This is a genomic window from Comamonas odontotermitis (genome assembly GCF_020080045.1).
Lineage (GTDB): Bacteria > Pseudomonadota > Gammaproteobacteria > Burkholderiales > Burkholderiaceae_C > Comamonas > Comamonas odontotermitis.
This window is the reverse complement of record NZ_CP083451.1, coordinates 1,529,782-1,553,163: the sequence shown is the minus strand read 5'-3', so window position 1 is coordinate 1,553,163 and position 23,382 is coordinate 1,529,782. Positions and strand designations below refer to the sequence as shown.

At 62.7% G+C, this 23,382-nt stretch carries 23 protein-coding genes; 14 read left to right on the top strand and 9 right to left on the bottom strand.

From position 1 onward, the window contains the following. Positions 1-52: 52 nt before the first annotated feature. Positions 53-1,522, bottom strand: a complete 1,470-nt coding sequence (locus LAD35_RS07275) for a TIGR01777 family oxidoreductase (RefSeq protein WP_224152034.1) — start codon at positions 1,520-1,522, stop codon at positions 53-55. A gap of 1 nt (position 1,523) precedes the next feature. Then, complete coding sequence (locus tag LAD35_RS07270; RefSeq protein ID WP_224152033.1) at positions 1,524-2,168, bottom strand: DUF4166 domain-containing protein; 645 nt, start codon at positions 2,166-2,168, stop codon at positions 1,524-1,526. Between the two features lie 125 nt (positions 2,169-2,293). Here LAD35_RS07270 and LAD35_RS07265 point away from each other — a divergent pair, with 125 nt between their 5' ends. Together LAD35_RS07265 and LAD35_RS07260 are read left to right on the top strand one after the other, a co-directional pair. Next, positions 2,294-4,141: a sensor histidine kinase gene (locus LAD35_RS07265; RefSeq protein ID WP_224152032.1), complete on the top strand. Its 1,848-nt coding sequence runs from the start codon at positions 2,294-2,296 to the stop codon at positions 4,139-4,141. Next, positions 4,138-5,553 carry a sigma-54-dependent transcriptional regulator gene (locus LAD35_RS07260; protein ID WP_224152031.1) on the top strand — a complete coding sequence of 472 codons (1,416 nt, stop codon included), beginning with the start codon at positions 4,138-4,140 and terminating at the stop codon, positions 5,551-5,553. The genes LAD35_RS07265 and LAD35_RS07260 overlap by 4 nt, the downstream gene beginning before the upstream one ends. 133 nt (positions 5,554-5,686) lie before the next feature. Here the strand turns inward: LAD35_RS07260 and LAD35_RS07255 are convergent, their stop codons facing one another. Both LAD35_RS07255 and LAD35_RS07250 read right to left on the bottom strand, forming a co-directional pair. Then, the gene (locus LAD35_RS07255; protein WP_224152030.1) at positions 5,687-6,058 is read right to left on the bottom strand and encodes a cupin domain-containing protein; all 372 of its coding nucleotides are present in this window, start codon (positions 6,056-6,058) and stop codon (positions 5,687-5,689) included. Positions 6,059-6,152: 94 nt separating this feature from the next. Beyond that, on the bottom strand, positions 6,153-6,818 hold the full coding sequence (locus tag LAD35_RS07250; protein ID WP_224152029.1) for a TetR/AcrR family transcriptional regulator: 666 nt from the start codon (positions 6,816-6,818) through the stop codon (positions 6,153-6,155). A gap of 95 nt (positions 6,819-6,913) precedes the next feature. Here LAD35_RS07250 and fabF point away from each other — a divergent pair, with 95 nt between their 5' ends. Next, complete coding sequence (gene fabF, locus LAD35_RS07245; RefSeq protein WP_224152028.1) at positions 6,914-8,221, top strand: beta-ketoacyl-ACP synthase II; 1,308 nt, start codon at positions 6,914-6,916, stop codon at positions 8,219-8,221. 145 nt (positions 8,222-8,366) lie between these two features. Here the strand turns inward: fabF and aceA are convergent, their stop codons facing one another. Then, positions 8,367-9,698 (bottom strand): isocitrate lyase, encoded by a 1,332-nt coding sequence (gene aceA, locus LAD35_RS07240; RefSeq protein ID WP_224152027.1) that lies wholly within the window; start codon positions 9,696-9,698, stop codon positions 8,367-8,369. A gap of 157 nt (positions 9,699-9,855) precedes the next feature. Further along, the gene (locus tag LAD35_RS07235) at positions 9,856-10,023 is read right to left on the bottom strand and encodes a hypothetical protein (RefSeq protein WP_224152026.1); all 168 of its coding nucleotides are present in this window, start codon (positions 10,021-10,023) and stop codon (positions 9,856-9,858) included. A 183-nt stretch (positions 10,024-10,206) separates the two neighbouring features. Between LAD35_RS07235 and LAD35_RS07230 the strand changes: the two genes are divergently transcribed. The 10 genes from LAD35_RS07230 (at position 10,207) to LAD35_RS07185 (ending at position 20,621) form a co-directional block, all read left to right on the top strand. Then, entirely contained in the window at positions 10,207-11,130 is a 924-nt protein-coding gene (locus LAD35_RS07230; RefSeq protein WP_224152025.1) for a DMT family transporter, read from the top strand. A 497-nt stretch (positions 11,131-11,627) separates the two neighbouring features. After that, positions 11,628-11,927: an SWIB/MDM2 domain-containing protein gene (locus LAD35_RS07225; protein WP_184707359.1), complete on the top strand. Its 300-nt coding sequence runs from the start codon at positions 11,628-11,630 to the stop codon at positions 11,925-11,927. Positions 11,928-12,592: 665 nt separating this feature from the next. After that, on the top strand, positions 12,593-14,746 hold the full coding sequence (locus LAD35_RS07220) for a TonB-dependent receptor (protein WP_224152608.1): 2,154 nt from the start codon (positions 12,593-12,595) through the stop codon (positions 14,744-14,746). Between the two features lie 84 nt (positions 14,747-14,830). Continuing rightward, the gene (locus LAD35_RS07215; protein ID WP_224152024.1) at positions 14,831-15,520 is read left to right on the top strand and encodes a Fe2+-dependent dioxygenase; all 690 of its coding nucleotides are present in this window, start codon (positions 14,831-14,833) and stop codon (positions 15,518-15,520) included. A 46-nt stretch (positions 15,521-15,566) separates the two neighbouring features. After that, positions 15,567-16,697: an alpha-hydroxy acid oxidase gene (locus LAD35_RS07210; protein ID WP_224152023.1), complete on the top strand. Its 1,131-nt coding sequence runs from the start codon at positions 15,567-15,569 to the stop codon at positions 16,695-16,697. A 216-nt stretch (positions 16,698-16,913) separates the two neighbouring features. After that, positions 16,914-17,186, top strand: coding sequence for a (2Fe-2S)-binding protein (locus LAD35_RS07205; RefSeq protein WP_184707353.1), 273 nt, complete (start codon positions 16,914-16,916; stop codon positions 17,184-17,186). Positions 17,187-17,283: 97 nt separating this feature from the next. Further along, positions 17,284-18,015, top strand: coding sequence for an energy transducer TonB (locus tag LAD35_RS07200; protein ID WP_224152022.1), 732 nt, complete (start codon positions 17,284-17,286; stop codon positions 18,013-18,015). A gap of 23 nt (positions 18,016-18,038) precedes the next feature. Continuing rightward, a complete protein-coding gene (locus tag LAD35_RS07195; protein WP_224152021.1) occupies positions 18,039-18,764 on the top strand; it encodes a MotA/TolQ/ExbB proton channel family protein in 726 nt (241 codons plus the stop codon). Between the two features lie 2 nt (positions 18,765-18,766). Next, on the top strand, positions 18,767-19,180 hold the full coding sequence (locus tag LAD35_RS07190; protein WP_224152020.1) for an ExbD/TolR family protein: 414 nt from the start codon (positions 18,767-18,769) through the stop codon (positions 19,178-19,180). Positions 19,181-19,592: 412 nt separating this feature from the next. After that, positions 19,593-20,621 (top strand): Bug family tripartite tricarboxylate transporter substrate binding protein, encoded by a 1,029-nt coding sequence (locus LAD35_RS07185; protein WP_224152019.1) that lies wholly within the window; start codon positions 19,593-19,595, stop codon positions 20,619-20,621. Here the strand turns inward: LAD35_RS07185 and LAD35_RS07180 are convergent. Both LAD35_RS07180 and LAD35_RS07175 read right to left on the bottom strand, forming a co-directional pair. Further along, positions 20,618-21,511 (bottom strand): nitroreductase family protein, encoded by an 894-nt coding sequence (locus LAD35_RS07180; RefSeq protein ID WP_224152018.1) that lies wholly within the window; start codon positions 21,509-21,511, stop codon positions 20,618-20,620. The genes LAD35_RS07185 and LAD35_RS07180 overlap by 4 nt on opposite strands. A 399-nt stretch (positions 21,512-21,910) precedes the next feature. Then, positions 21,911-22,693 carry a lipocalin family protein gene (locus tag LAD35_RS07175; RefSeq protein ID WP_224152017.1) on the bottom strand — a complete coding sequence of 261 codons (783 nt, stop codon included), beginning with the start codon at positions 22,691-22,693 and terminating at the stop codon, positions 21,911-21,913. An 85-nt stretch (positions 22,694-22,778) separates the two neighbouring features. Here LAD35_RS07175 and LAD35_RS07170 point away from each other — a divergent pair, with 85 nt between their 5' ends. After that, complete coding sequence (locus LAD35_RS07170; RefSeq protein ID WP_224152016.1) at positions 22,779-23,033, top strand: hypothetical protein; 255 nt, start codon at positions 22,779-22,781, stop codon at positions 23,031-23,033. Positions 23,034-23,130: 97 nt separating this feature from the next. Here the strand turns inward: LAD35_RS07170 and LAD35_RS07165 are convergent, their stop codons facing one another. Continuing rightward, the gene (locus LAD35_RS07165) at positions 23,131-23,310 is read right to left on the bottom strand and encodes a hypothetical protein (protein WP_224152015.1); all 180 of its coding nucleotides are present in this window, start codon (positions 23,308-23,310) and stop codon (positions 23,131-23,133) included. Positions 23,311-23,382 lie beyond the last annotated feature (72 nt).

Below are 23,382 nucleotides of genomic sequence, written 5' to 3'. Positions count from 1 at the left end.
ACGCCACATCGCGCCCCAAAGGCCCGATGGCCCAATGGCCTGATGGGGGCCCTCAAGCCGATGGCCTGCCTATCAGTTGGGCCAGCGCCGCGGCCAGGCTGGCATACCGAAAGCGGTAGCCACTGCGCAGGGCCTGCGCTGGCACCACATTCTGGCCACAAAGCAGCAACTCCGACATCTCGCCCAGCAGCAGGCGCAGTGGCCAGCCGGGCACCCGCAGCCACAGGGGGCGCTCCACCACAGCCGAGAGGCGACGGGCAAATTGCCCCTGCGTGACGGCCTGCGGGGCCACAGCGTTCAGCGGGCCATGCAGCGCGGGCTCCGCCAAAGCATGGCAGACCAGACCCACGGCATCGTCCAGGTGGATCCAGGGCATGGGCTGCAGGCCGCCGCCCAGCACGGCGCCCAGCCCGCAGCGGGCTGCAAACGCCAGCGCAGGAAAGGCCCCATCGCCCTGGCCCAGAACAATGCCGGGGCGCAGGCAGACCACGCGTACCCCCAGCGCGCTGCTGCGCAAGGCAGCGGCTTCGACCAGTCTGCACAGATCGGATTGAAAGCGCCCCGGCTGCGGTGGCGCAGCCTCGTCCAGCGGCGCAGCATCCAGCGGCACGCCGTAGTAACCCACGGCCGATGCACAGACCAGCACCTCGGGCTTGTGGGACAGGCGTGCCATCAGATTCTGCAATTGCGCCATCACCTGCAGGCGGCTTTGCAGCAGCAGGCGGCGGCGGGCGGCCGTCCAAGGCGCACCCAGGATGCCTGTTCCCGCCAGGTGCACCACGGCGTCGATGCGGGTTTCGCAGGGAATGTCGTCCAGCCTGTCCACCACCCACACGCCCTCACCCAGCGCTGCGCGCGCCTGCAAGGGGTCACGGCTCAGCACCAGCACCCGGCGGCCTTCGCGCAGCAGGCGCTGCACCAGCGCCTGGCCGACAAAGCCGGTACCACCGGTCACCAGCACCGTCTGCTGCCCAAGCCCTTGCAGGGCAGCGCCCTGGGCGCGAGGGACCGGGCCGGTCTGCTGCACGGCCGCACCCAGCTTGCGCACAGCCAATGCATTGCGCACGCTCCAGGCCAGCACGCAGACCGATGCCACGCTGAACATCGCTGTCCACCCGCCATGCGTCACCACCGAAACACCCGCAGGCAGTTGCGCCGCCTGCCAGAACAGCGGCCCCACCAGCCCCACCAGCAGGCCATAGCTCACCGCCAGCACCGTGTGCAGCGCGCGCTCGAGCGGCGGCAGCTTGCGGCTCCGGTCTTCTTCCAGAAAATCGGCAATGGTGATGAACATCTCGGCCACCAGCAGGCCCGCAGGCAGCAGCACCCACCATCCGCGCCACTGCAGCCATGCAAAGCTGGCAAACAGCAGGCCGTAGATGGCTTCACGCGCGGCGTGCAGGCGCAGTTCGTAGCGCGCCGATGTGCGCTGCGGCAGGCGCGCTTCGCGCTCGTGGTGCCAGAAGTTGTCAAACGCGCCCAGCAGCGACTGCACGGTGAGCAACACAAAAACGATAGTCATCTCAGGACTCCAGAGGATCGGAAAAAACGCCGGTTTGGTAGAAGGTGCGGCCCCACAGCGGGTGCGTCATCTCAAGCGTGAAGCGAAAGCACCCTGGGCCTTCGTCGCGGTGCTCGACACGGCACACACCGGGCGTCAGCAGCGCTGGCACCGGCAGCCGCCACCGGCCCAGCAGCCAGAAGTAGCGGCGGCTGTAAAACACCAGAGCGCCCTGCTCCACACACACCTCCAGCGCCATCGACAGGCCGCCTTCGGTGCACTCTTCGAGCTGGCCACCGGGCCCCAGGCGCTTGGTCGATCGCACGGCTTGGCTGCCCGCACTGCCGCACTCGCCCAACTGGCGCGACCACACCACGCCACCCCGCCCGTCGCTTGCCACCTGCACCTGCGTCGGCACCAGGCCAGCGCGGCTGCCAGCCAGCGGGCTGCCCAACAGTTGCGCAGCCCACGCAAACAACCGGCCGATACGCGATGTGCGCAGCTCCATGTGCCCGGCATAGGCCACTGGCGCATGCTGGCTGGCAAAACGGCGATGGATGGCGGGGGAGAGCTGCTGCCAGGCAGCGGGCCCGACCAGCGCGCTGATATCCAACGCATCGGCATGGGCCGGATGGATGTTCGGATGGGGGGAATGCAAGGTGCTCATACCTACACCAATGCAGCATCCATGCCATTCAAAATAATGTTGATTTTATTGAAATTTTTCTCTTACCTGTAAACGCCAGATACAACACCGTTGCCGGAGGCGTCAACGCCGTATACAGTCCTGCCATGGCCATCCACCTTGCCCTGCTGCTCACCCTGCTCGAAATCCTGGCCCTTGGCAGCGTTCTGCTGCTGTGGGCCAAACAGGTGGCAGGTGCCCGGTTGCTGGTGGTGTTCCTCCTGGGTGTGGCGACGTGGATCGTTGGCAACGAATTGCCCAACTGGGCAGGCCTGGGCAGCGTGCCGGCCGCCATGGCGCTGCTGTCTTCGCTCACCTTCACCTCTGCCGCCTTCTTTCACTTCTGCGTGATCTTCTGCGGCGCGCCATTGCACCGGCACTGGGTGCGCGCGGGTTATGCCATGGCGATGCTGGTGGCGCTGTTGTCGCTTGTGCGTTCACCGGGCGACTTCGTCCACTTTCCGCCGTTCACCGGCTTTCAATGGGTGGTGGTGCCCAATGCAGTGGGCTGGGTTCACAGCCTGGCCTGGGGCATCCTCGCCACTGCGGGCCTGCTGGTGCTGGGCTGGGGCTGGCTGCATGCGCCCTCGCCGCTGCGCCGCAAGCAGTTCGCCTCGATTGCCATCTCGTGTGCCTGGGGGCTTCTGGCCATTTCCGGCTTTGCCTTTGCGGCACTCGGTATCGAGCACTATCCCTGGCCGGTGCTGACCATGCCGGTGTTTCCGCTGCTGCTGGTGTATGGCGTGCTGCGCTACCGGGTGTTTGTCGTCAACGTCTGGGCACGGCGCGCGCTGGCGTCTGCCATCTTCATCGTGCTGGGGCTGGCGGTGGTGTCGCTCACGGTGCTGCTGCCTGTCGAATCGAAATGGCTCAACGCCGCCGCCGTGGCAACCGCATGCTTCATCCTCAGCGGTCCGGTGTGGCGGTTCGCCTCGCGCCTGGTGTACCCGGGCGGCACACCCTCTGCGGGCGATCTGCGCCAGTGGCGCAGTGCCATGGGGCAAGCCGAATCCATGGCAGCACTGGAGGCGGTTGCCGCCACCCTGCTGTCCACCCGCATGGGCACGCCGCTGCAGATGCAGGTACAGGCCGATGGCGCGCCGCCCGCCACCACCGACCACAGCCAGCCGGGCCTGCTGTGCCACAAGGGCCCTCAGGGCGACTGGCAGACGCACTTGCTGGGTTTTGAAGAAGCGCCGCCCGGCCAGCGCCATCTGGCTGCGCTGTTTGGCGATGCTCTGGCCGATGCGGCAGCGCAGGTCGAGCTGGCCGAACTGGCCCAGCAGCGCGAGCGCGAGCGCCAGTTGCAGGCGCGCCTGGCAGAACTGGGCTCGCTGGCGGCCACGGTGGCCCACGATGTGCGCAACCCGCTCAACATCATCGCCATGGCCGTGGCGATGGCCCCGGCCGAAACCCGGCAGGAAGTGGGCGAGCAGATTGCCCGCATCTCGCACCTGACCAGCGATCTGCTCGACTACGCCAAGCCCTGGCAGATTGCACCGGTGGCAACCGACTTGCACGCCCGCATCCAGGCCCAGGTGCGCCATCGCCCCGAGGTAGAGCTGGGCGCCGCGCTGCAGGAGCCACGCATGGCCACCATCGACCCTGCCCGGTTCGACCAGGCACTGGGCAACCTGCTCTCCAACGCCTGCACGGCGGCGGGCGAGCGGCGGGTGCTGGTGGATACCGAACTGCTGCCCGATGCGGTGCTGGTGCATGTATGCGACGACGGCCCGGGCATTCCTGCCGATCTGCGCGAACGCCTCTTCGAGCCCTTTGCCTCACGCAGCCCCGGTGGCACCGGCCTGGGCCTGGCCATTGCGGCACGCATCATGGCCGCGCATGGCGGCGCGGCCTCCGTGACCGAGCGCGCGCCATGGCGAACCTGCTTCACACTGCGCTTTCCACGGATTGCGCCCACTGATTCTTCGGCCTCCGGCCTGCTTGCACCATGACTTCTGCCGCCCCATCCACACCCTCGTTATCCGGCCACGTGCTGCTGGTGGACGACGAGCCTGCCTACCAGCGCCTGGGCGCGAGCTTTCTGCGCCAGCTGGGCTACCGCGTGTCGGTGGCGGGCGATGTGGACAGCGCGCTGCAGGCCTTTGCGGGCGACCGGCCGCATGTGGTGCTGCTCGATCTGGCCATGCCGCCCAGCATGGACCCGCAGGCCGGGCTGTCGCTGATTCCGCACTTTGCGCAATCGGTCGTTGTGGTGCTGAGCGGCCATGGCGAGCGCGACATCGCACTGCAGGCGGTGGAGCGCGGCGTCTGGGATTTCCTGACCAAGCCCATCGACCCCGATGTGCTGCGCCTCGTGCTGACGCGCGCCATGCACAAGGCCCGGCTCGACGAGCAGGTGCGCGCCCTGCGCAGTGCCCAGCAGGGGCAGGACCCGGGCGAGATGGGGCTGATCGGCCAGACAGCAGCCATGCAGCAGTTGCGCACGCTGGTGCAGCGCGTGGGTGCCACCTCGGTCAACCTGATCGTGCTGGGCCCCACGGGTACCGGCAAGGAGCTGGTGGCGCGCGCCCTGCACCAATGCAGCCCGCGCGCCGAGGGGCCGTTTGCCGTGATCCACTGCGGCGCGCTGTCGGCCGAACTGCTGGAGAGCGAACTCTTTGGCCACCTCAAGGGCAGCTTTACGGGAGCCCACCGCGACCAGCCCGGCCTGCTGGAGACTGCACACGGCGGCACCCTGTTTCTTGATGAAGTGGGAGAAATGCCCGCCCCCATGCAGGTCAAGCTGCTGCGCTTCTTGCAGGAAGGCAGCTTTCTGCCGGTGGGCGGACGCGAACTACGCCGCGCCGAAGTGCGCGTGATTGCTGCCACCCACCGCGATCTGGAAGCCATGGTGCAGGCTGGCACCTTCCGCGAAGACCTGTTCTACCGCTTGAAAGGCATGGTGCTGCGTACGCCATCTCTGGCCGAGCGTGCGGCAGATGTTCCCGTTCTGGCAGCACGTTTTCTGAAGAATGTGGCACCGCAGGCGCGCCTGTCCGCCGACGCCATGCAGTGGCTGCAGTCGCGTGACTGGCCGGGCAATGTGCGCCAGCTGCGCGCGGTGGTGGAATCCGCTGGCGCGCTGATCACCCCGGGCAGCGCCCTCGTAGATGCCGAGCTGCTGAAATTTGCCAACGGCGACACCACCCACCTGCCCGAATCCCCCGGCGCCGACGCAGCAGGCACCCAGGGCACTGCCTCCGATGGTCACGGCGCGCTCGATGCAGCCATGCTGGAGTTGGAGACCCGCATGCTGCGCGATGCCATGACGCAGGCTGGCGGCAACCAGTCCGAAGCGGCGCGGCGCCTGGGCATCTCGCGCGTGGGGCTGATCAAAAAGCTGGGCCGGCTGGGCCTGAAGTAAGCATGGGTCTGCGATCCGAGCCGCCTGCGGCAATGGCACGGCGACATTCGCATGGCCTTTAGCTACAAAATCGATAGCAAATAGCGCTTTCTAAACAAGCGCTGCAAGCCATTTTCATCAAGCGTCTGCAGAGTCAGGTCTCGGCCACCATGTAGACCTTCTTCACAAACTCATCCACCTCCCAGTGGCCCGTCCAGCCTTCGGGCATGATGAAATGGTCACCCACGCCAAACGCATGCACCGTGCCGTCCGGGTCTACCAGGCGGCATGCGCCTTCGACGATGTAGCAAAACTCGATGTAGCCGACGATGTTGGAGCGGAAGGTGCCAGCGGTCGACTGCCAGGTGCCGGAGCTCACCTTGCCGCCCAGCCCTTCAAACACATGCATGGTCTGGTACTCGGTATCGCCGCTGATCGGGCGGCTGGGTTTGCCGATGACAGGGTTGACCAGGGTCCTGGCGGGCCAGTGAACGATGGAGACGGTTTTTTCAGAGGTGCCGGACATGCTCGCGAAAACTCAAAAAGGGAAAAGAAGTGATTATCGACGGGGCAGCGCATGCCCCACAGCGATTGCATCTACAGCAATTGGCTGATGCGTATCAGCTTTTTTTTGCATGTACCGACTGCCCCGAGCCAGATCCGCCCTCCGCAGTTGATCCCGGCGCATCGGTAGGCGCTGTCAGGTGTCCGCGCAAGGTGGCCAGTATCTCTTCCGACAGTTGCGGGTTGCCCGCTGCCGTGGCGCGCGCCAGCACCAGGGCGCCCACCATGCTGCTGAGCGTGACAATGGTCTGGGTGCGGCGAGCGGCCGTATCCTCGCCCGGCAACACTTCCATGAAGCGCGCGATATTGCGCTCCACCCCCTGGGCAAACACTTCCGACATTTCCGGCCCGGCGCGCGCGGCATCGGCAGCCAACGCCGCAGCGGGACAGCCCTCGCCGGGGTGATCGCGGTGGTCTGCAGAAAGATAGCCCTGCACCAGCGCGTGCAGCCTGGCGGTAGATGCCGCATCCGCATCCCCTGCACCAGCCGCGGCCAGGCCATCGAGCGGTGTGATCGTCCAGTCAAAGGCGCGCAGGCAGGCCTCGCGTGCCAGGGCGTCCTTGGATTCGAAGTGCCGGTACAGGCCGCCATGCGTCAGCCCCGCGTCGCGCGTGATCTCGGCCACGCCCACGCCATCCAGACCCTTCTGTCGGTACAGGCGCGCTGCGGCGTCCACGATTCCTTCGCGATTTTCGGCGGCCTGGGCTTTGCTGACTTTCATACGTTAGATGATAACCATCATCAAAACTCAGTATGATGACGATCATCATCAATACTGCAAAACAGGCCTTGGCCACTGCAGACGAAAGGTGCGATATGAATCGACGGGTGGTCATCACAGGCCTGGGCCTGGTCTCCCCTCTGGGGTGCAATGTGGAGATGGCATGGCAGCGGCTGCTGGCAGGCCAGTCGGGCGTGCGCGCCCTCGCCAGCGAGGTGGGAGAAGGCACGGGGGTCGCCATTGCCGGACGGGTTCCCGGCCTGGACGAAGACCCCCAGGCCGGCTGGAATGCCGAGGCCGTCATCTCCGCCAAGGAGTTGCGCCGCATGGACCGCTTCATCGCCTTTGCCCTGGGCGCGGCAGACCAAGCGCTGGCGCATGCGCGCTGGACGCAGGGCGGTGCCGACCAGCAGGAGCGCGCGGCAACCATCATCGGCTCTGGCGTGGGCGGCTTTGGCACCATTGCAGAAGCAGTGCGCACCACAGACACCAAGGGCCCGCAGCGCCTCTCGCCTTTCACGGTGCCTGCCTTTCTGGCCAATCTGGCAGCAGGCCAGGTGTCGATCCGGCACCAGCTCAAGGGCCCGCTCGGCGCGCCGGTCACCGCCTGCGCGGCCAGCATCCAGGCGATTGGAGACGCGGCACGCCTCATTCGCAACGACGAAGCCGACATGGCCCTGTGCGGCGGCAGCGAAGCCACCATTGACCGCGTGGCCCTGGGCAGCTTTGCTGCGGCCAAGGCGGTGGCCACCCACTTCAACGATGACCCGGCGCGCGCATCGCGTCCTTTCGATCAGGCACGGGACGGCTTTGTCATGGCCGAAGGCGCGGGCCTTCTGGTGCTGGAATCGCTGGAGCATGCACTAGCGCGCGGAGCCACGCCGCTGGCCGAAGTCGTGGGATACGGCACGTCGGCAGACGCCTACCACATCACCTCCGGGCCGGAAGATGGCGCGGGCGCCGCGCGCTCCATGCGCAACGCCTTGCGCAATGCGCGCCTGCAGCCCGGTGACATTCAGCATCTCAACGCCCACGCTACCTCCACGCCCGTAGGCGACAGGGGCGAGCTAGCGGCCATCCGCGAAGTATTTGGTGGCGGTGCAGAAGCTGGTTCAAGTGCAAGCGCGGACGCTGCGGCAGGCCCCTCCATCACCGCCACCAAATCTGCCCTGGGCCACATGCTGGGCGCGGCGGGCGGCGCGGCGGCCATCTTCACGGTACTGGCGCTGCGCGACCAGGTCGCACCGCCCGTGCTCAACCTCGAAAACCCGGACCCGCTGACAGAGGGCATGGACCTGATCCGGGGCGAGGCTCGGCGGCAACGCATTGAGCACGCCATGCTCAACGGCTTTGGTTTTGGCGGCGTCAATGCCACAGTCATTCTGAAGCGCTATACAGGTTGACGCCTGGCGTCCACATTCGCTGGCGCCTGGGCGTGATTGCCCGCGCAGACCCTAAAGGCCCATGAAAAAGGCGGTCCGCAGACCGCCTTTCTCTCTTTTGCCCACCGGGGAGACCAATCCCCGGTGTGTCTTGCAGACCCGCAGATCAGTGGAATTGCTCTTCCTCGGTCGAGCCCGTCAGCGCCTTCACGCTGGAGCTGCCGCCCTGGATGACGGTGGTCACGTCGTCGAAGTAACCGGCGCCCACTTCCTGCTGGTGCGACACAAAGGTGTAGCCCTTGTCGCGAGCGGCGAATTCGGGTTCCTGGATCATTTCCACGTAGTGCTTCATGCCTTCGCCGCGAGCGTACTCGTGGGCAAACTTGAAGGTGTTGTACCAGTTGCTGTGAATACCGGCCAGCGTGATGAACTGAAACTTGTAGCCCAGCGCAGACAGGTCTTCCTGGAAGGATGCGATCTGGCTGTCGTTGAGGTTCTTCTTCCAGTTGAACGAAGGCGAGCAGTTGTACGACAGCAGCTTGCCGGGTGCAGCTGCATGCACGGCCTGGGCAAACTCGCGGGCAAAGCCGATATCAGGCACACCCGTTTCGCACCACACCAGATCGGCGTATGGCGCGTAAGCCACACCGCGGCTGATGGATTGCTCCAGGCCGTTCTTGACACGGTAGAAGCCCTCTTGCGTACGCTCGCCGGTCAGGAAAGCCTGGTCATTCGCATCGTGGTTGCTGGTGATCAGGTTGGCGGCTTCCGCATCGGTGCGTGCCAGGATGATGGTAGGCACGCCCATCACATCGGCGGCAAAACGTGCGGCGATCAGCTTTTCGCAGGCTTCGCGGGTCGGCACCAGCACCTTGCCACCCATGTGGCCGCACTTCTTGACGGCAGCCAGCTGGTCTTCAAAGTGAACGCCTGCAGCACCTGCGGCAATCATGTTCTTCATCAGCTCGAAAGCGTTGAGCACGCCGCCAAAACCAGCTTCCGCATCGGCCACGATGGGCAGGAAGTAGTCGATGAATTCCTTGTCGCCAGGATTGACGCCCTTGCCCCACTGGATTTCATCGGCGCGCTTGAAGGTGTTGTTGATGCGGCGCACCATCGTCGGCACCGAATCGTAGGCATACAGCGACTGGTCGGGGTACATGGTTTCAGAACTATTGCCGTCGGCAGCCACCTGCCAGCCCGACAGGTACACCGCTTCCAGCCCAGCCTTGGCCTGCTGCATGGCCTGGCCGGCAGAGATGGCACCAAAGGCGTTGACGTAGCCCTTCTTGGCGCCGCCATTGATCTTTTCCCACAGCACATCGGCGCCGCGCTGGGCCAGGGTGTACTCTGGCTGCAGGCTGCCGCGCAGGCGCACCACGTCGGCTGCGCTGTAACCACGCTTGACGCCCTTCCAGCGAGGATTTTGTGCCCAGTCCTTTTCCAGGGCGGCAATTTGCTGTTCGCGGCTGAGTTGTTGGTTCAGTTTCTGAGACATGGGGAACTCCTATCAAAAAAAGGTGGTAGTCGAAAACTGTGGGAAGAACCGGAGGACCGCTGTGCTGTCCGTGGCTTTAACTGTACGCCCGATCATCCACTATTTTTTGTCTTATGTCTTATATAAGACTAAAATTAAATCATTTAAAATCATAAAATTACATATTTAAAACCACATTATGAAATTCAATTTCTCGTATTGAGAAATTTTTGCGCAATGCAGCATTTTGAAATTTCATAATGCAAAAAGCCATTTTCATTGCTGAAAAATCATGCTGCTGCGCAGCAATTTCGATAGCAACCGGGCGCCAACGACAGGCATCCATCCGCAGCGCATCGCCTCTTCATTGCCACGCACGCCGCGCTGGTCGCCTGCGCGGCGCATCTGCCACGGATGGCTCTGGCATGATGATCGCCCGGCCCCATGGCAGGTCGGTGACAGCCACCCCTGCACACCCGCAGAACGAGCCTCCAGCGGCTGTCGCACTATTTCTTTCAGCTATTGATTTATGAGCAATATCAGCAAACCGCTGGCCTATACCTACCTGGCACTGAGCATGTCGCTGGTAGGCGCCTATGTCGCGCTCTCCAAGCCACTGGCAGCCGTACTGCCGGTGCTGCTGCTGGCCTGGCTGCGGTTTGGCATCGGTGTCGTGGCCATGGCAGGCTGGCTGCGGCGCCCTGCGGGCGAGCCACGGCTGTCGGGCCGAGAGCGCGGCCTGCTGTTCCTGGAATCCTTCTTCGGCAACTTTCTCTTCACCATCTGCATGATCACCGGGGTGTCGATGACAGGCGCCGTGGCGGCGAGCGTGACCATGGCGGCCATTCCGGCGGCCATTGCGCTTTTCAGCTGGCTGTTGCTCAAGGAGCACATCACCGGCCGCGTGCTGTGCGCCATCGGCCTGGCTGTTCTGGGCATTGCCTTGTTTGCCTTTGCCAAACCTGCACACGCACCCGCGCAGGGTGAGGCCGCCCAGCACAGCTGGATCGGTCAGTTGCTGCTGATTGCCGCCGTGTTCTGTGAAGCCAGCTACGCGGTCATCGGCAAGAAACTCACGGCCAGCCTGAGCCCCAAGCGCATTGCCGCGCTCATCAACCTGTGGGGCTTTGTACTGACCATGCCATTTGGCCTGTACCTGGCCTGGCACTTCGACTTCGGCAGCGTGGCTGCACCGCTTTGGCTGCTGCTGCTGGGCTATGCGCTGGCGGCCTGCGTGTTCACCGTGTGGCTATGGATGACGGGCCTGCAGGCGGTGCCTGCGTCGCAAAGCGCGGTGTTCACCGTCATGCTGCCGGTCTCCACGGCGCTGGTAGGCGTGGTGTTTCTCGGCGAAACGCTCACGGGCCTGCAGCTTCTGGCGTTCGCGATAGCGGTGTCGAGCCTCGTGTTGGCCACGGCTCCGTTGCCCGGGCGCGAACGCAGCCCGGCCTGAGCCTCCTTTGCACACACCCCGGCAAATGGAATGTGCATGGACCGCGCCAGACCGCGTTCAGACCTCGGCAGGGCATTTTGCAGCAAGCGCCACTCACACAACCAAGCAAATCGTAGATTTGCGGTTGAGACGAAGCGCCCCCGGCAAAGCAACGACGTATCAAGAGTTGTAGTTGTGTTAGCGGCTCCAAATGCCCCAGGCATGACCCCACGAGTCGGCAGGTGTTGTTACCTCGCAAGGTTTTCCTCGCCAGCAGCCGGTATTACAGAAGAGATGCGAAAAAGACGCAATTCTTTATTGAAATCAAATAAAAACTGTTTTTGATTGATAGTTGTAATCCATCAACAAAGGTCAGCGGGCCTGAAAGAAGCAACATTTCGAGGCAAAAAATTGCTCCCCTCCCTTGGAAAGCCCTTTTTTTACCGTTAGCATGGCTGTAACCAGCGGAGGGAATCTCTGTCTGGCAGACAAAGATATTGATACAAGGAAACCAACACATGGCAACTGCATCCAAGACCGCTGCAAAGACTGCTGCTCCTGCCAAGAAGCGCACCCCTAATGCTGCTTTCATGAAGCCGCTGACTCCCAGCGCTGAATTGGGCGCCGTGGTGGGCACCGCTCCACTGCCACGCACCGAAATCATCAGCAAGCTGTGGGTCTACATCAAGGCGCACAACCTGCAAGATGCCAGCAACAAGCGCATGATCAATGCCGACGACAAGCTCAAGAAGGTATTTGGCAAGCCACAGGTTTCGATGTTCGAAATGGCTGGCCTGATCGGCAAGCACGTCAAGTAAGTCCTGTACCAGTTACCGGCCCCGCAGGCCTGCCGCACAAGGCAGGCACTGCCAAAGAACCAGCCGCTTCATGCGTGCTGGTTTTTTTATGCGTGCACAAAGACGCTCTCTTTCGGGCGGATCTCCTGATTCCGGCAAAGCGGTTCCCCGGCCATGCAACCCCGCTTCACCTCATCACCTGGCCCTTCTCCACCATTGCACCCTGCTTCGCGGCTGCTGTTTCGGTCTGCGGCCACCCGGTTCCGGTTACATATGGGCAGCGCAACTTGCGCACACTCCCCTCGAAAGCTCCATTCCGCAGCGCACAATTGTGAAGATTTTCAGGTTTTTTGTTGCTTTTGTGCAAAATTCAAAATAAGAATCAGACTCATTTGGCGTAGCATTACGATCCGAGCGAGTGAAGAAGAGCGCGAGGGTCTGCGCTGCGTACTGATGGCGCCGCCTTCGCCTTTTCCCTCTGCCAGCCAACATCTGTCATGCCAGCGTCTTTTTGGGACGCTGGCATTCCCGTTTGAGAGCTTCATAACATCCTGCCTTAGGAGAAAAACTTGTCCAAGAAACGCCAAAACCGCCAGCGCGCACACCAGGCGAGCCTCGCTGTGTGTGCCTCTGCAGCACCAGTGTCCAACGTGGCTGACAAAGCCATACTGCCTCTGGGCGCACTGATGCTGGCCGCCTCCGTCAGCAGCTGGGCCCAGACGCAGCCCGCCCCTGCAGCCCCAGCCGCAACCCCGGAGACCACGCTGGGCACGGTGACGGTCAAGGATGCAGCCGAAGTGCAGAGCAAGGACACGATCATGGTCAAGAAGACCACGGTCGGCAAAGGCAACCAGGACATCAAGGACATTCCGCAATCGGTAACGGTGTTCACCGAAAAGCTGATGACCGACCGCAACCAGGATGACTTCCGCGACGTGCTGCGTACCACCGCCGGCGTGACCTTCCAGGCGGGCGAAACCGGTGAAGAAGATGTGCGCCTGCGCGGCTTCTCGCTGGGTCAGGCTGGCGACATCTATGTGGACGGCATGAAGGATGCCCCTCTCTACGAGCGCGACACCTTCAACCTCGACCGCGTGGAAGTGCTCAAGGGCTCTGCCTCGATGCTGTTTGGCAAGGGCTCGACCGGCGGCGTGGTCAACCAGGTCAACAAGTCGCCCCTGCTGATCGACCAGAAGGAAGTCAGCTACACCTTCGGCACCGGCCAGTTCCATCGCGCGACCGGCGACTTCAACTTTGTGACTGGCGAGAACGCAGCCCTGCGTTTGAACGCCATGATCAACAACGATTACAACTATGGTGCCTTCCAGAAGAAGCGCGGCATTGCGCCCACCTTCTCGTGGGGCATCGGCACCCGCGACGAATTCTCGATCGGCGCCTACTATCTGGACATCAAGGGCCGTCCCAGCTACAACCACCCCTGGCTGACGGCTGATGGCAAGATCATTCCAACCCTGCCTGCCAAGAACTTCTACGGCCTCAACGGTGACCACCTGAACACCTCGGCCAAGTACCTGACCCTGGGCCACATCCACCGTTTTGACGACGGCGGCGAGCTCAAGACCCGCGTGCGTCACGGCAAGTACGAGCGTGACCTGCTGGCCTCGACCATCGGCTTTGCCAACCCGCGTCCTACCGTGGTGAGCGATATCACCGACAGCACCCAGCTGACCCGTGGCTCGAAGGGCCGCATCGGCGAAAGCACGATGACCCAGCTGCAGAGCGACTACACCAACAGCATCAAGCTCGGTGGCATGAAGCACGACATCATCACCGGCTTCGACTTCTACAACGACGATGCCGACCGCAACAGCAACGCGTCAAACCCTGGCACGCGCCCCAACACCAGCGTGGGCACGCCCAACAATGGCGACTGGGTACCCGACAACCGTGGCCCGATTCCCTTCAACACCTTCAAGGCCCGCAACCTGGGGCTGTATGCCCAGGACACCATGTCGCTGACCAACACCGTCAAGCTGGTCGGTGGCCTGCGCTATGACCACTTCAAGGCTTCGTACCGCAATGCGGACGGCAGCCTGTCGAGCGAGCGTAGCGACGGCCTGTGGAGCCCCCGCATCGGCCTGATCTTCCAGCCCGATGAGCTGAGCAGCTACTACATGTCGTACGGCACCTCGTACAACACCTCGGGCGATACCTACCAGTACGCCGTCAACATCAGCAACGGAACCAGCCGTACCGCCAACACCGACCCGGAAAAGAGCCGCAACTTCGAAATCGGCGGCAAGTGGGAGCTGTTCGATCGCAAGGCACTGGCCGGCGTTGCCCTGTTCTACAGCGAGAAGTACAACGAGCGCAACACCGACCCGGACACCACCGCCACGCAAGAGCTGCTGTCTGGCAAGCGCCACGCTGCAGGCGTGGAATTCAACTTCGCCGGCCGCATCACACCTCAGTGGGAAGTGATGTGGAACCACACCTGGATTCCCCGTGCCAAGATCGACAAGAGCAATGTGGTGTTGGCTGCCAATGGTGGCGGCGCCCAGGTGGAAGGCGACCGCCCAGGCCTGACCCCCAAGCACAGCGGCAGCGTGTGGACCACCTACCAGGTTCTGCCCAAGCTGCGCATTGGTACCGGCCTGACCTATCGCAGCGCGCAAAGCCCGGAAGGCGCCCGTCAGGTGCAGGCATCGGGCTTCACCACGATCGACGCCATGGCCGAATACACTTTCGACCAGAAGACTTCGCTCAAGCTCAACGTCACCAACCTGACCGACAAGCTGTATGCTGATACGCTGTACCGTGGCTTCTACCAGCCAGGTGCTGCGCGCGCCGTACAGATGACTCTGAAGCACCGCTTCTAAAGTCAGCCAGTCTCCAAGGCCTGAGGGCGTGCGCATCCAGCGCACGCCCTTTTTTCATCGCCGGATTGCCCATCGATTTCTGCCATGTTTCTTCACGTCCCCAAGCTGCTGACCCCAGATGAATTGAACCGCGCCCGCGCACTGCTGGACCACAGCCCTCACTGGAGCGATGGCGCCACCAGCGCCGGAGCGCAGGCCGTGCACCAAAAGCACAACCAGCAGCTTGCGCAGGACAGCGATGCCTCGCGCGAGCTGCAGGATCTGGTGCTTGCAGCGCTCAAGCGAGACCCGTTGTTCTTCTCTGCGGCCCTGCCCAAGCGCATCTTCAACCCGCTGTTCAACCGCTACAGCGGCGCCAGCAACTTCTATGGCGAGCACGTCGATGGCGCGGTGCTGCATTCCAGGGCCACGCAGCAGTGGGTGCGCAGCGACATCTCGTGCACCCTGTTTTTCAGCGAACCCACCGAATACGAAGGCGGCGAGCTGGTGATGCGCGAGCATTTTGGTGAAAAAAAGATCAAGCTGGCCGCTGGCGACATGATCCTCTACCCCGGCAGCACCGTGCACCAGGTCATGCCGGTGACGCGCGGCACACGTCTGGCGAGTTTCTTCTGGGTGGAAAGCATGGTGCGCTCCACCGAGCAGCGCCAAATGCTGTTTGACATGGACATGCAGCTTTTGCGCCTGCGCCAGCAAGTGGGTGAACAGAACCCGTCCATCATCGGCCTCACAGGCACCTACCACAATCTTTTGCGCCTTTGGGCAGATGTATAAAGCGCGATTAGCTACTTTATTCATAGCAAACTGAAGCTTTCAGGACATGACCGCCCCCACGCCCACCCTGCTTCCCATTCCACCGGGCACCATCAACCTGGCCGATTACGAACGCCATGCACAGGCGCGCATGGATGCCAATGCCTGGGCCTACTTCAGCGGCGGTGCAGGCGATGAAATCACCCTGCGCGCCAATGCCAGCGCCTGGCAGCAGATCGAGCTCGCGCCCCGCGTGCTGCGCCCGCTGGCCCACGGCAATACACAGATGCAACTGCTAGGCCAGCGCCTGGCACACCCCTTGCTGGCAGCTCCCATGGCCTTTCAGTGTCTGGCGCAGGAATCGGGTGAAATCGGCATGGCCTATGCCTGCGCCGCCATGGGTGCGGGGATGGTCGTCAGCACCCAGGCCAGCCAGCCGCTGGATGCCATTGCCGACAGCTACCTGCAGGACGCGGCCCATGGCCCGCTGTGGTTTCAGCTCTACCTGCAGCATGACCGCGCTTTCAACATCGACCTGCTGCGCCGCGCAGAAGCGGCGGGCTACCAGGCCCTGGTGGTGACGGTAGATGCCCCGACCAGCGGCGTGCGCGACCGCGAGCGGCGTGCCCAGTTCAGGCTGCCCGCAGGCATTGGCCCCGTCAACATGGAGGGTCTGCCTGCTGCCGAGTCGGTACAGCTCACCCCTGCCGACAGCCCCTTGTTTGACGACCTGCTGCGCCATGCCCCCACCTGGGATGACATTGCCTGGCTTCGCAATCAGACGACTTTGCCGATTCTGCTCAAAGGCATCACCCATCCGCTGGATGCGCAGCAAGCCGTGGAACTGGGGGCCAACGGCATCATCTGCAGCAACCATGGCGGTCGCACCCTGGACACCATGCCTGCCACCGCCCGCTTGCTGCCCGGCGTGGTGGCTGCCGTGGGCGGCGCTGTTCCCGTGCTGGTGGATGGCGGCATCCGGCGCGGTACCGATGTCTTCAAGGCCCTCGCGCTGGGCGCATCGGCCGTGCTGGTGGGCCGCCCCCTGGTGTATGGGCTGGCCACCGCCGGTGCAGCCGGTGTAGCCCATGTCATCCGGTTGCTGCGCGATGAGCTGGAGGCCGTCATGGCGCTCACCGGCTGCCGCAGCATCGCCGATATCGGCCCTGCCCTGCTGGCTGGGGACTGGCGCAGCTAGCAAAGCAGGACTTTTTCACTTCAAAATAAGGAGCAAATAGCGCATATCCTGATTGGGATTGACATCAATTTCATCCAGAAAAGGTCATAGCCAATGCGCATTATCGCAACACAGCATCCCTATCGCTTTCATGTGATTATTGCGAATGCGACAAATTCTTATTTATAATTCACCCAACATTTATCACTAGCCAGCCACCACGCTGTTCATCACACCATGATCGTTTGTGTTTGCCGTCGGGTCTCGGATCGAGAGATTGCACGCCACGCGCATGCAGGCATGTCGTTTGATGAAATCCAGTTCGAACTGGGTGTTGGACTGCAATGCGGTTGCTGCGAAGGCTGCGCCCGCGATGTGGTCGAACAGTGCAGCGCGTCGCGCCCGGTTGCCGCTTTGCGTAACGAAGCGATGACACAGCCGGTCCAGCTTGCCAAAGCCATTACGGAAAGCAAAGCATGGAACTCCTCGCCGCTGTCACAGGCAGCCTGATCCTGGTCGCTGCCTCCATCTGGTGGGTCTTTCAGAAGTAAACCGCCATTGATTTGCCGTGCTGCGGCACTCTGCCCGCAGCACTTTTTATCGCCTTATGCATCCTTCAGACCCTACCAGCCCCCCCAAGAATACGGGGCGTAACATCGTGGTCGCGGGATCGGTGCTGGCAGCACACGTTGCCGGCCTGTGGGCCTTGCAGGCGGGCTTACTCAAAAGCGCTGCCGTCGAACTGCCCAAGCCTGAACCCGTGGTGGTGCAGCTGATCGCGCCTGAGCCCATGCCCGTGGTGGCCCCGCCTCCACCGCCTGCGCCCAAGCCGCCTCCTCCCGCACCAGCACCCAAACCACAGCCCAAACCCACGCCAGCGCCCAAGCCCATGCCCAAGCCGCAGGCGATCAAGGACCCGACGCCAGCGCCCAACGCCGTCAAGGGCAGTGCAGAGCCGCAGCCGCCAGCGCCGCCCATCGAAGCGCCGACGCCGCCCGCGCCGCCGACCCCACCGTCTCCGCCGCCGGCGCCTCCCGCGCCGCCTGCCCAGCCGGTGATCCGCCTGCCCGATGTCAATGCCGCCTACCTGAGCAATCCGCTGCCGCCTTACCCGAGCATCAGCAAGCGCATGGGCGAGACGGGGACGACCATCGTGCGCGTCCACATCGACGAAGAAGGCAGGGTGCTCGACATTCAGCTGAAGAAATCCAGCGGCTATGACCGCCTGGACCAGGCTGCACTCGATGGCATCCGCAAGTGGCGCTTCAAGCCCGGCACGTCCAACGGAACCCCTCAACCCATGTGGGTCAATGTGCCCATGAAGTGGGAACTCAATTAAATATTTCGGAAACAGGAAAAGCTATGGACTCGCAATTCGGCATCGCCCACGTCTGGGCCCAGGGAGATTTCGTGACCAAGGCAGTCGCCTTGATTCTGGTCAGCATGTCGCTCGCCTCTTGGATCGTGATCATCATCAAGGCGCTGGACATCGTGCGCTTCAAGAAGTACGCCCGCAGCGCCCAGGACTTCTGGCACAGCGCCGACTTCGCCGCTGGCCTGGACAAGCTGGGCGCCCAAACCGACAACCCCTTCCGCCAACTGGCCCTGGAAGGCCGTGAAGCCACCTCCCACCACCGCAAGACGGCCGAGCACCTGCATGACTCGCTCGACATCAGCGACTGGGTGACGCGCTGCCTGCGCAACGGCATCGACGAGTTCACCGCCCGTGCGCAATCGGGCCTGGCCGTGCTGGCCTCCGTCGGCTCCACCGCTCCCTTCATCGGCCTGTTTGGTACCGTCTGGGGCATTTACCACGCGCTGGTCGCCATCGGTCTGTCGGGACAGGCGTCGATCGACAAGGTGGCCGGCCCCATCGGTGAAGCACTGATCATGACGGCCCTGGGCCTGGCAGTCGCCATCCCCGCCGTGCTGGGCTACAACGCGCTGGTGCGCGGCAACAAGTCGGTGCTCAACCGCTTGAACAGCTTTGCCCATGACCTGCACGCCTTCTTTGTGACCGGTGCACGCCTCAATGTGGAAGGTGGCAGCGCCCGTGCCGTGGTGACGCCGCTGAAGAAAGGGGCCTGAACATGGCCTTCGGAACCCAAGACGAATCCGATGAGGTAATGAACGAGATCAACATGACGCCGCTGGTCGACGTCATGCTGGTGCTGCTGATCATCTTCATCATCACCGTGCCGGTGATGAAGCACTCGGTGAACGTGGACCTGCCGCGCGCCGAGAATGTGCAGGAGGAGACCAAGCCCGAAACCATCCAGCTGGCCATCCTCTCGGACGGCAGCTACAACTGGAATGGCCAGGCCGTCACCGACGCCGAGCTGGAGCAGAAGCTGCAGGCAGAAGCCACCAAGGAACCGCAGCCCGAGCTGCACATCCGTGGTGCGCGCGATGTGCTCTACGAAAAGGTGGCGCAGGCCATGGCCGCTGCCCAGCGCAGCAACATCAAGAAAATCGGCTTCATCACCGACCAGGCTGCCAAGTAAGCAAAATTGGTATCGCCACCACAACAAGGGCTCCTGCAGGAGCCCTTTTCTGTTTTGCACTGCAGTGGCCGCAGCCCGTTCTTGCCGCTCTCATCGCGCCCATGCCCTGCCCCTGTCGACACCCGTGCGGTGCCCGCAAGGCATTTCAACGGCATTTCAACCATTTCCTGACGCATGCGCCAATGCAGCATACGCATATAGCTATTATTTTGATAGCAATCAATGCCATTGTGTTTCGTCAGGGCCGCTCGTTCCACAACACCGTGCCCTCAGGTTTACCCCAAAAGCAGCCTGCCGGACCAGCCTCTACACTGGTCTCAGGATCCTGGGCGAGCTGCACTGGCCGAAGCAGCGGCTGGCATTCACTCTCCAGCGCCTCCCCTGACCTGTTACCGTGCAATGAGGAGACATTTTGAAGACTGAATCCGGCCAACCATTCCCCTCCCTGAGCCGCCGCCAACTGCTTCGCCTGGCAACGGCTGCCTCCGCTGCAGGCGCCACCAGCTGGACCCTGGCCTCGGGTGACAAACCAGCGTTCCCCACCAAGCCTGTGCGTGTCATCGTGCCTTTTGCCGCAGGGGGCGCCACCGATGTCCTCGCCCGCGCCGTCTGCGACAAGCTGGGACAGCAGATAGGCCAGCCATCCATCGTGGACAACCGCCCGGGCGCCGCAGGCCTGCTCGCATGCGACGCCGTCGCCAAGGCGGCGCCCGACGGCCATACCTTGACCCTGGGCACCACCAGCACCATGCTGTCCAACCAGTTCATGTTCAAGAAACTGTCCTATGACCCGCAAAAGGACCTGGTGCCGGTGGTACGCATCTGCTGGGCACCGATCGTGCTCGTGGTCAACAGCAAGCTGGCCGCACGCAGCCTGCCGGAACTGATGGCCCACGCCAAGGCCAACAAGGGCCAGCTCACCTACGGCAGCTACGGCATCGGCTCGCAAGGCCATCTGGCGCTGGCCACCTTGAGCAAGGTCACGGATTCGGACATGACCCACATCGCCTACAAGGGCGAGGCCCCCATGGTGCAGGACCTCGTGGGCGGCCAGTTGATGATCGGCATCGGCAGCATCCTCTCGCTCAAGCAGCATATCGACAGCGGCAAGCTGCGTGCCATCGCCTTCACCGGCCGCACCCGTGTGCCTGCCCTGCCCGACGTTCCCACCTTTGCCGAGCTGGGCCACCAGCAGGATGCGTTCACCGTCTCGGGCTGGCTGGGGGTGGCGGCCACTGGCGGCACACCGGCGGCCGTGGTAGACCAGTTGGGCGCACAGATTCGAAAGACATTGCAGACCCGCGAGGTCAACGCCCGTGTGCTGATGGCTGGCTTTGTGCCACTGACCGACGACAGCCCGCAGAAATACCAAGCCGACTGGAAGCGGGAGCTACCGATCTGGAAACAACTGCTGCAGGACGCGGGCGTGCAGCCCACCTAGGCCGAAGCGCAGGACGGACCGGGAAAAACAGGCGCCCACTGGCTGCGCATGCTCTGCGCCTGCGGCTTGCGGCGAGCCGGAGGCGCTGCAGCGATGCTCCCCAGGCTGATGAATCCAGCAAGAAACTCATGGGGCCCGACACCCAGGGCCGCCTTGAGCGTGGGGTCAAAGCAGCGATCACCACTGAGCAAAATGCCGCCAAAGCCCAACTGGTGCGCCGCGTTGAGAAAGTTGCCGATTGCGGCGCCGGCGGCAAGCCATTGCTCACGAAAGGGAACATTCCTGCGCTCGTGCAGCGACACGACGAAGGCGAGCAGAACGGGGCTGCGCGTTGCGTGCTCCATGGCGCGGTCAAGGTCGGCCCGGGAGGCGAGCGGGTCGCGGCGCAGCTTCTCCTCCATGAACAGACTGGCCAATGCCTGGCGCTGATTCGGCTCGAACGTGAGCACGCGCCATGGATGCAGGCTGCCATGGTCGGGGGCGCAGAGCGCCGCTTCAATCATCAGATCCATGTCCTCCTGCGAAGGCCCAGGTTCACCCAGGCGCTTGGGCGAAATGGATCTGCGCCCCATCAGCGCGGCCAGCGCCGCTCTTTTTCTGGATGCCGCAAAAACCTGCTTGAGCTCTTCGACGGAATCGGTCAGGCTGCGGGCCCATTCCAGCACCTGGAGACCCGGCTCGGTGAACCCTGCAAATGGGTCTCCCCAAACCACCAGTTTCTGCCCATATTCCGCCTCTGCGCGCGCAATCGACTCCTGCAGCCCCACGCGGGAGAGCGCGCAAGCGCGTGCCGCACCGCCCCAGTCGAGCGTGCGCTGCAAGGCCAGCAACTGGGGCGCAATATCCACCAGGTGGAAATCTGTGGGCAGCGATTCTGCGCGCATGGGCATGGCATCTCCGGCATGGGAAGTTGCTTGTAGGGTTCAACGACGAAACCTCAGCGGAAGGCCGAGATCCCGCCGCCCCCTGCAACAGAATCCGTCTTTGCATGAGGCCGGCAGCGAACCATTCGGCAATCGCTATTATATTTTGGAATAGCGATTCAAGAAAAGGCCCTCCAGGCCCCATCAGCCATGAGGCTTGAACCTGCTGCCTCTTGATCCCAGTCAATGTCGCCGAGCGCGCTGCGTATGGGCAGCCCTGCACCTTGACGATGCGCAAGCGGCAAACACCTCCTACCGGCACTGCACCTCTCACTCAGAGAGCTGGGCTCTTGAAACAAACCGCGCCTTTCGGCGTCAGGGGAATACCTGGGTGTGTCTGGCTCTCAGACTGAATGGCCGGCCTGTTCAGCGGCCATCGTCAAGCAAGGCACCATGGGGAACCCGGTGCATGCGGCTGATGTCCACTCCATTGGCCGCAGCCACTGAAAGCAGGCCTGTATAGAGCTTGTCGTCCATTTCCGGTGTGCGTGACAACACCCAGCAGTACCTGCATCCATCTCCGACGACAACCGCGTGCTGATAGTCGTCGTCCACATGCACCACGTAGTATCCGGAGTAGAACGGACGAAAGAACGAGACCTTCAACGAACCATCCGTTGGTGCCCCGATGAATTGGGCTACGGCCTTTGCAGACTTCCAGACGCCCTTCTCGGGATCAAACCCCTGGTTAAACACACGCAGCGAGCCATCAGCGCCAAGACGGTAGTCTGCAGTGCATGATGTGAGCCCTTGTTCAAAGAAGTAGTCGATCCGGGCTATCTCATACCAGTGTCCCAGATAGCGCTCAAGGTCAAAATCCTCGACCGGAAGCACATCGTCCGGTACCGAAACACGCTGCGCAAAGTACCATCCGGCGACGATAGCGACGCCTCCCGTGAGAATGCATGTTGCAGCGCAAGACGTGGAGCGACGCGAAGAAGGCAGCTTTCTTTCCATGGAACTCCCTTTCGAAACCTTGTTTATAGGTGCTCCAGAGGCGGTTTCAGGTAGGAAATCCTCCAGAAGATCTCTGTGCAAGCCTGCCTGGTGCTCCAGAAAACAAGCCGGTACCAGCGAATTTTTTTCCTCATCAGGTTCGCTGCACTGTAGGAGCCCCCATGCAGGATGGCGTGTGGAGTAGCGATTCATCGAGATATCCAGCCAAGCAACTGAGCGATAGACCTACGCCCCCTGCGCTCGGGCCCCGGCCTAATGGTTCTTTTGAGGAGGCTCCATGACTCGAAAACCAGTCAAAGGCACAACCACGCCAGAAGTTGAAGTCGATACAACCTCGCAGCAGACACCATCCAACCCCGGTTCGTCTGCAAAACTTCCCCATGAGCGCGACCAATCGATCGGCGCGACCCGCAAGGATCCGCATCCGGAAGTCCAGCAGGCATTCAAGGATGTCAAGCGTGGGCTCGAAAACACCGACGCCAGGGGCACGGATGGACGCCCATTGGGCAGCAAGAAGCCCACTGAAGGATAGGTGAAGGAATCCGCCCGCACTCAATGCAGAACGCTGCGAGCTGCACGCCGACATTGAAAAAGCCGCCCATGTGGGCGGCTTGGTTCGCAATTTCGATTTACAACGCTGGTACTGGCTGCTCTGCTTTCAACTCAGAGAGCTCTCGCTCAACTATTTTCATCCGATCATGCTGTAAAGATCCTACCAAAGGCTCCAAGACCTGCAATTGCCTGAACTCTTCCTGCAAGCGTTGCAGGTACTGGAAGACTTTGATTCCTGTTCTGTCTGGATTTGTCATTTTGTCCCCCTTTGCTGCAGGACTCCCCTGCTTGGGCAAATGACCCATTCACTGTACGCCTATCTGCGCTCA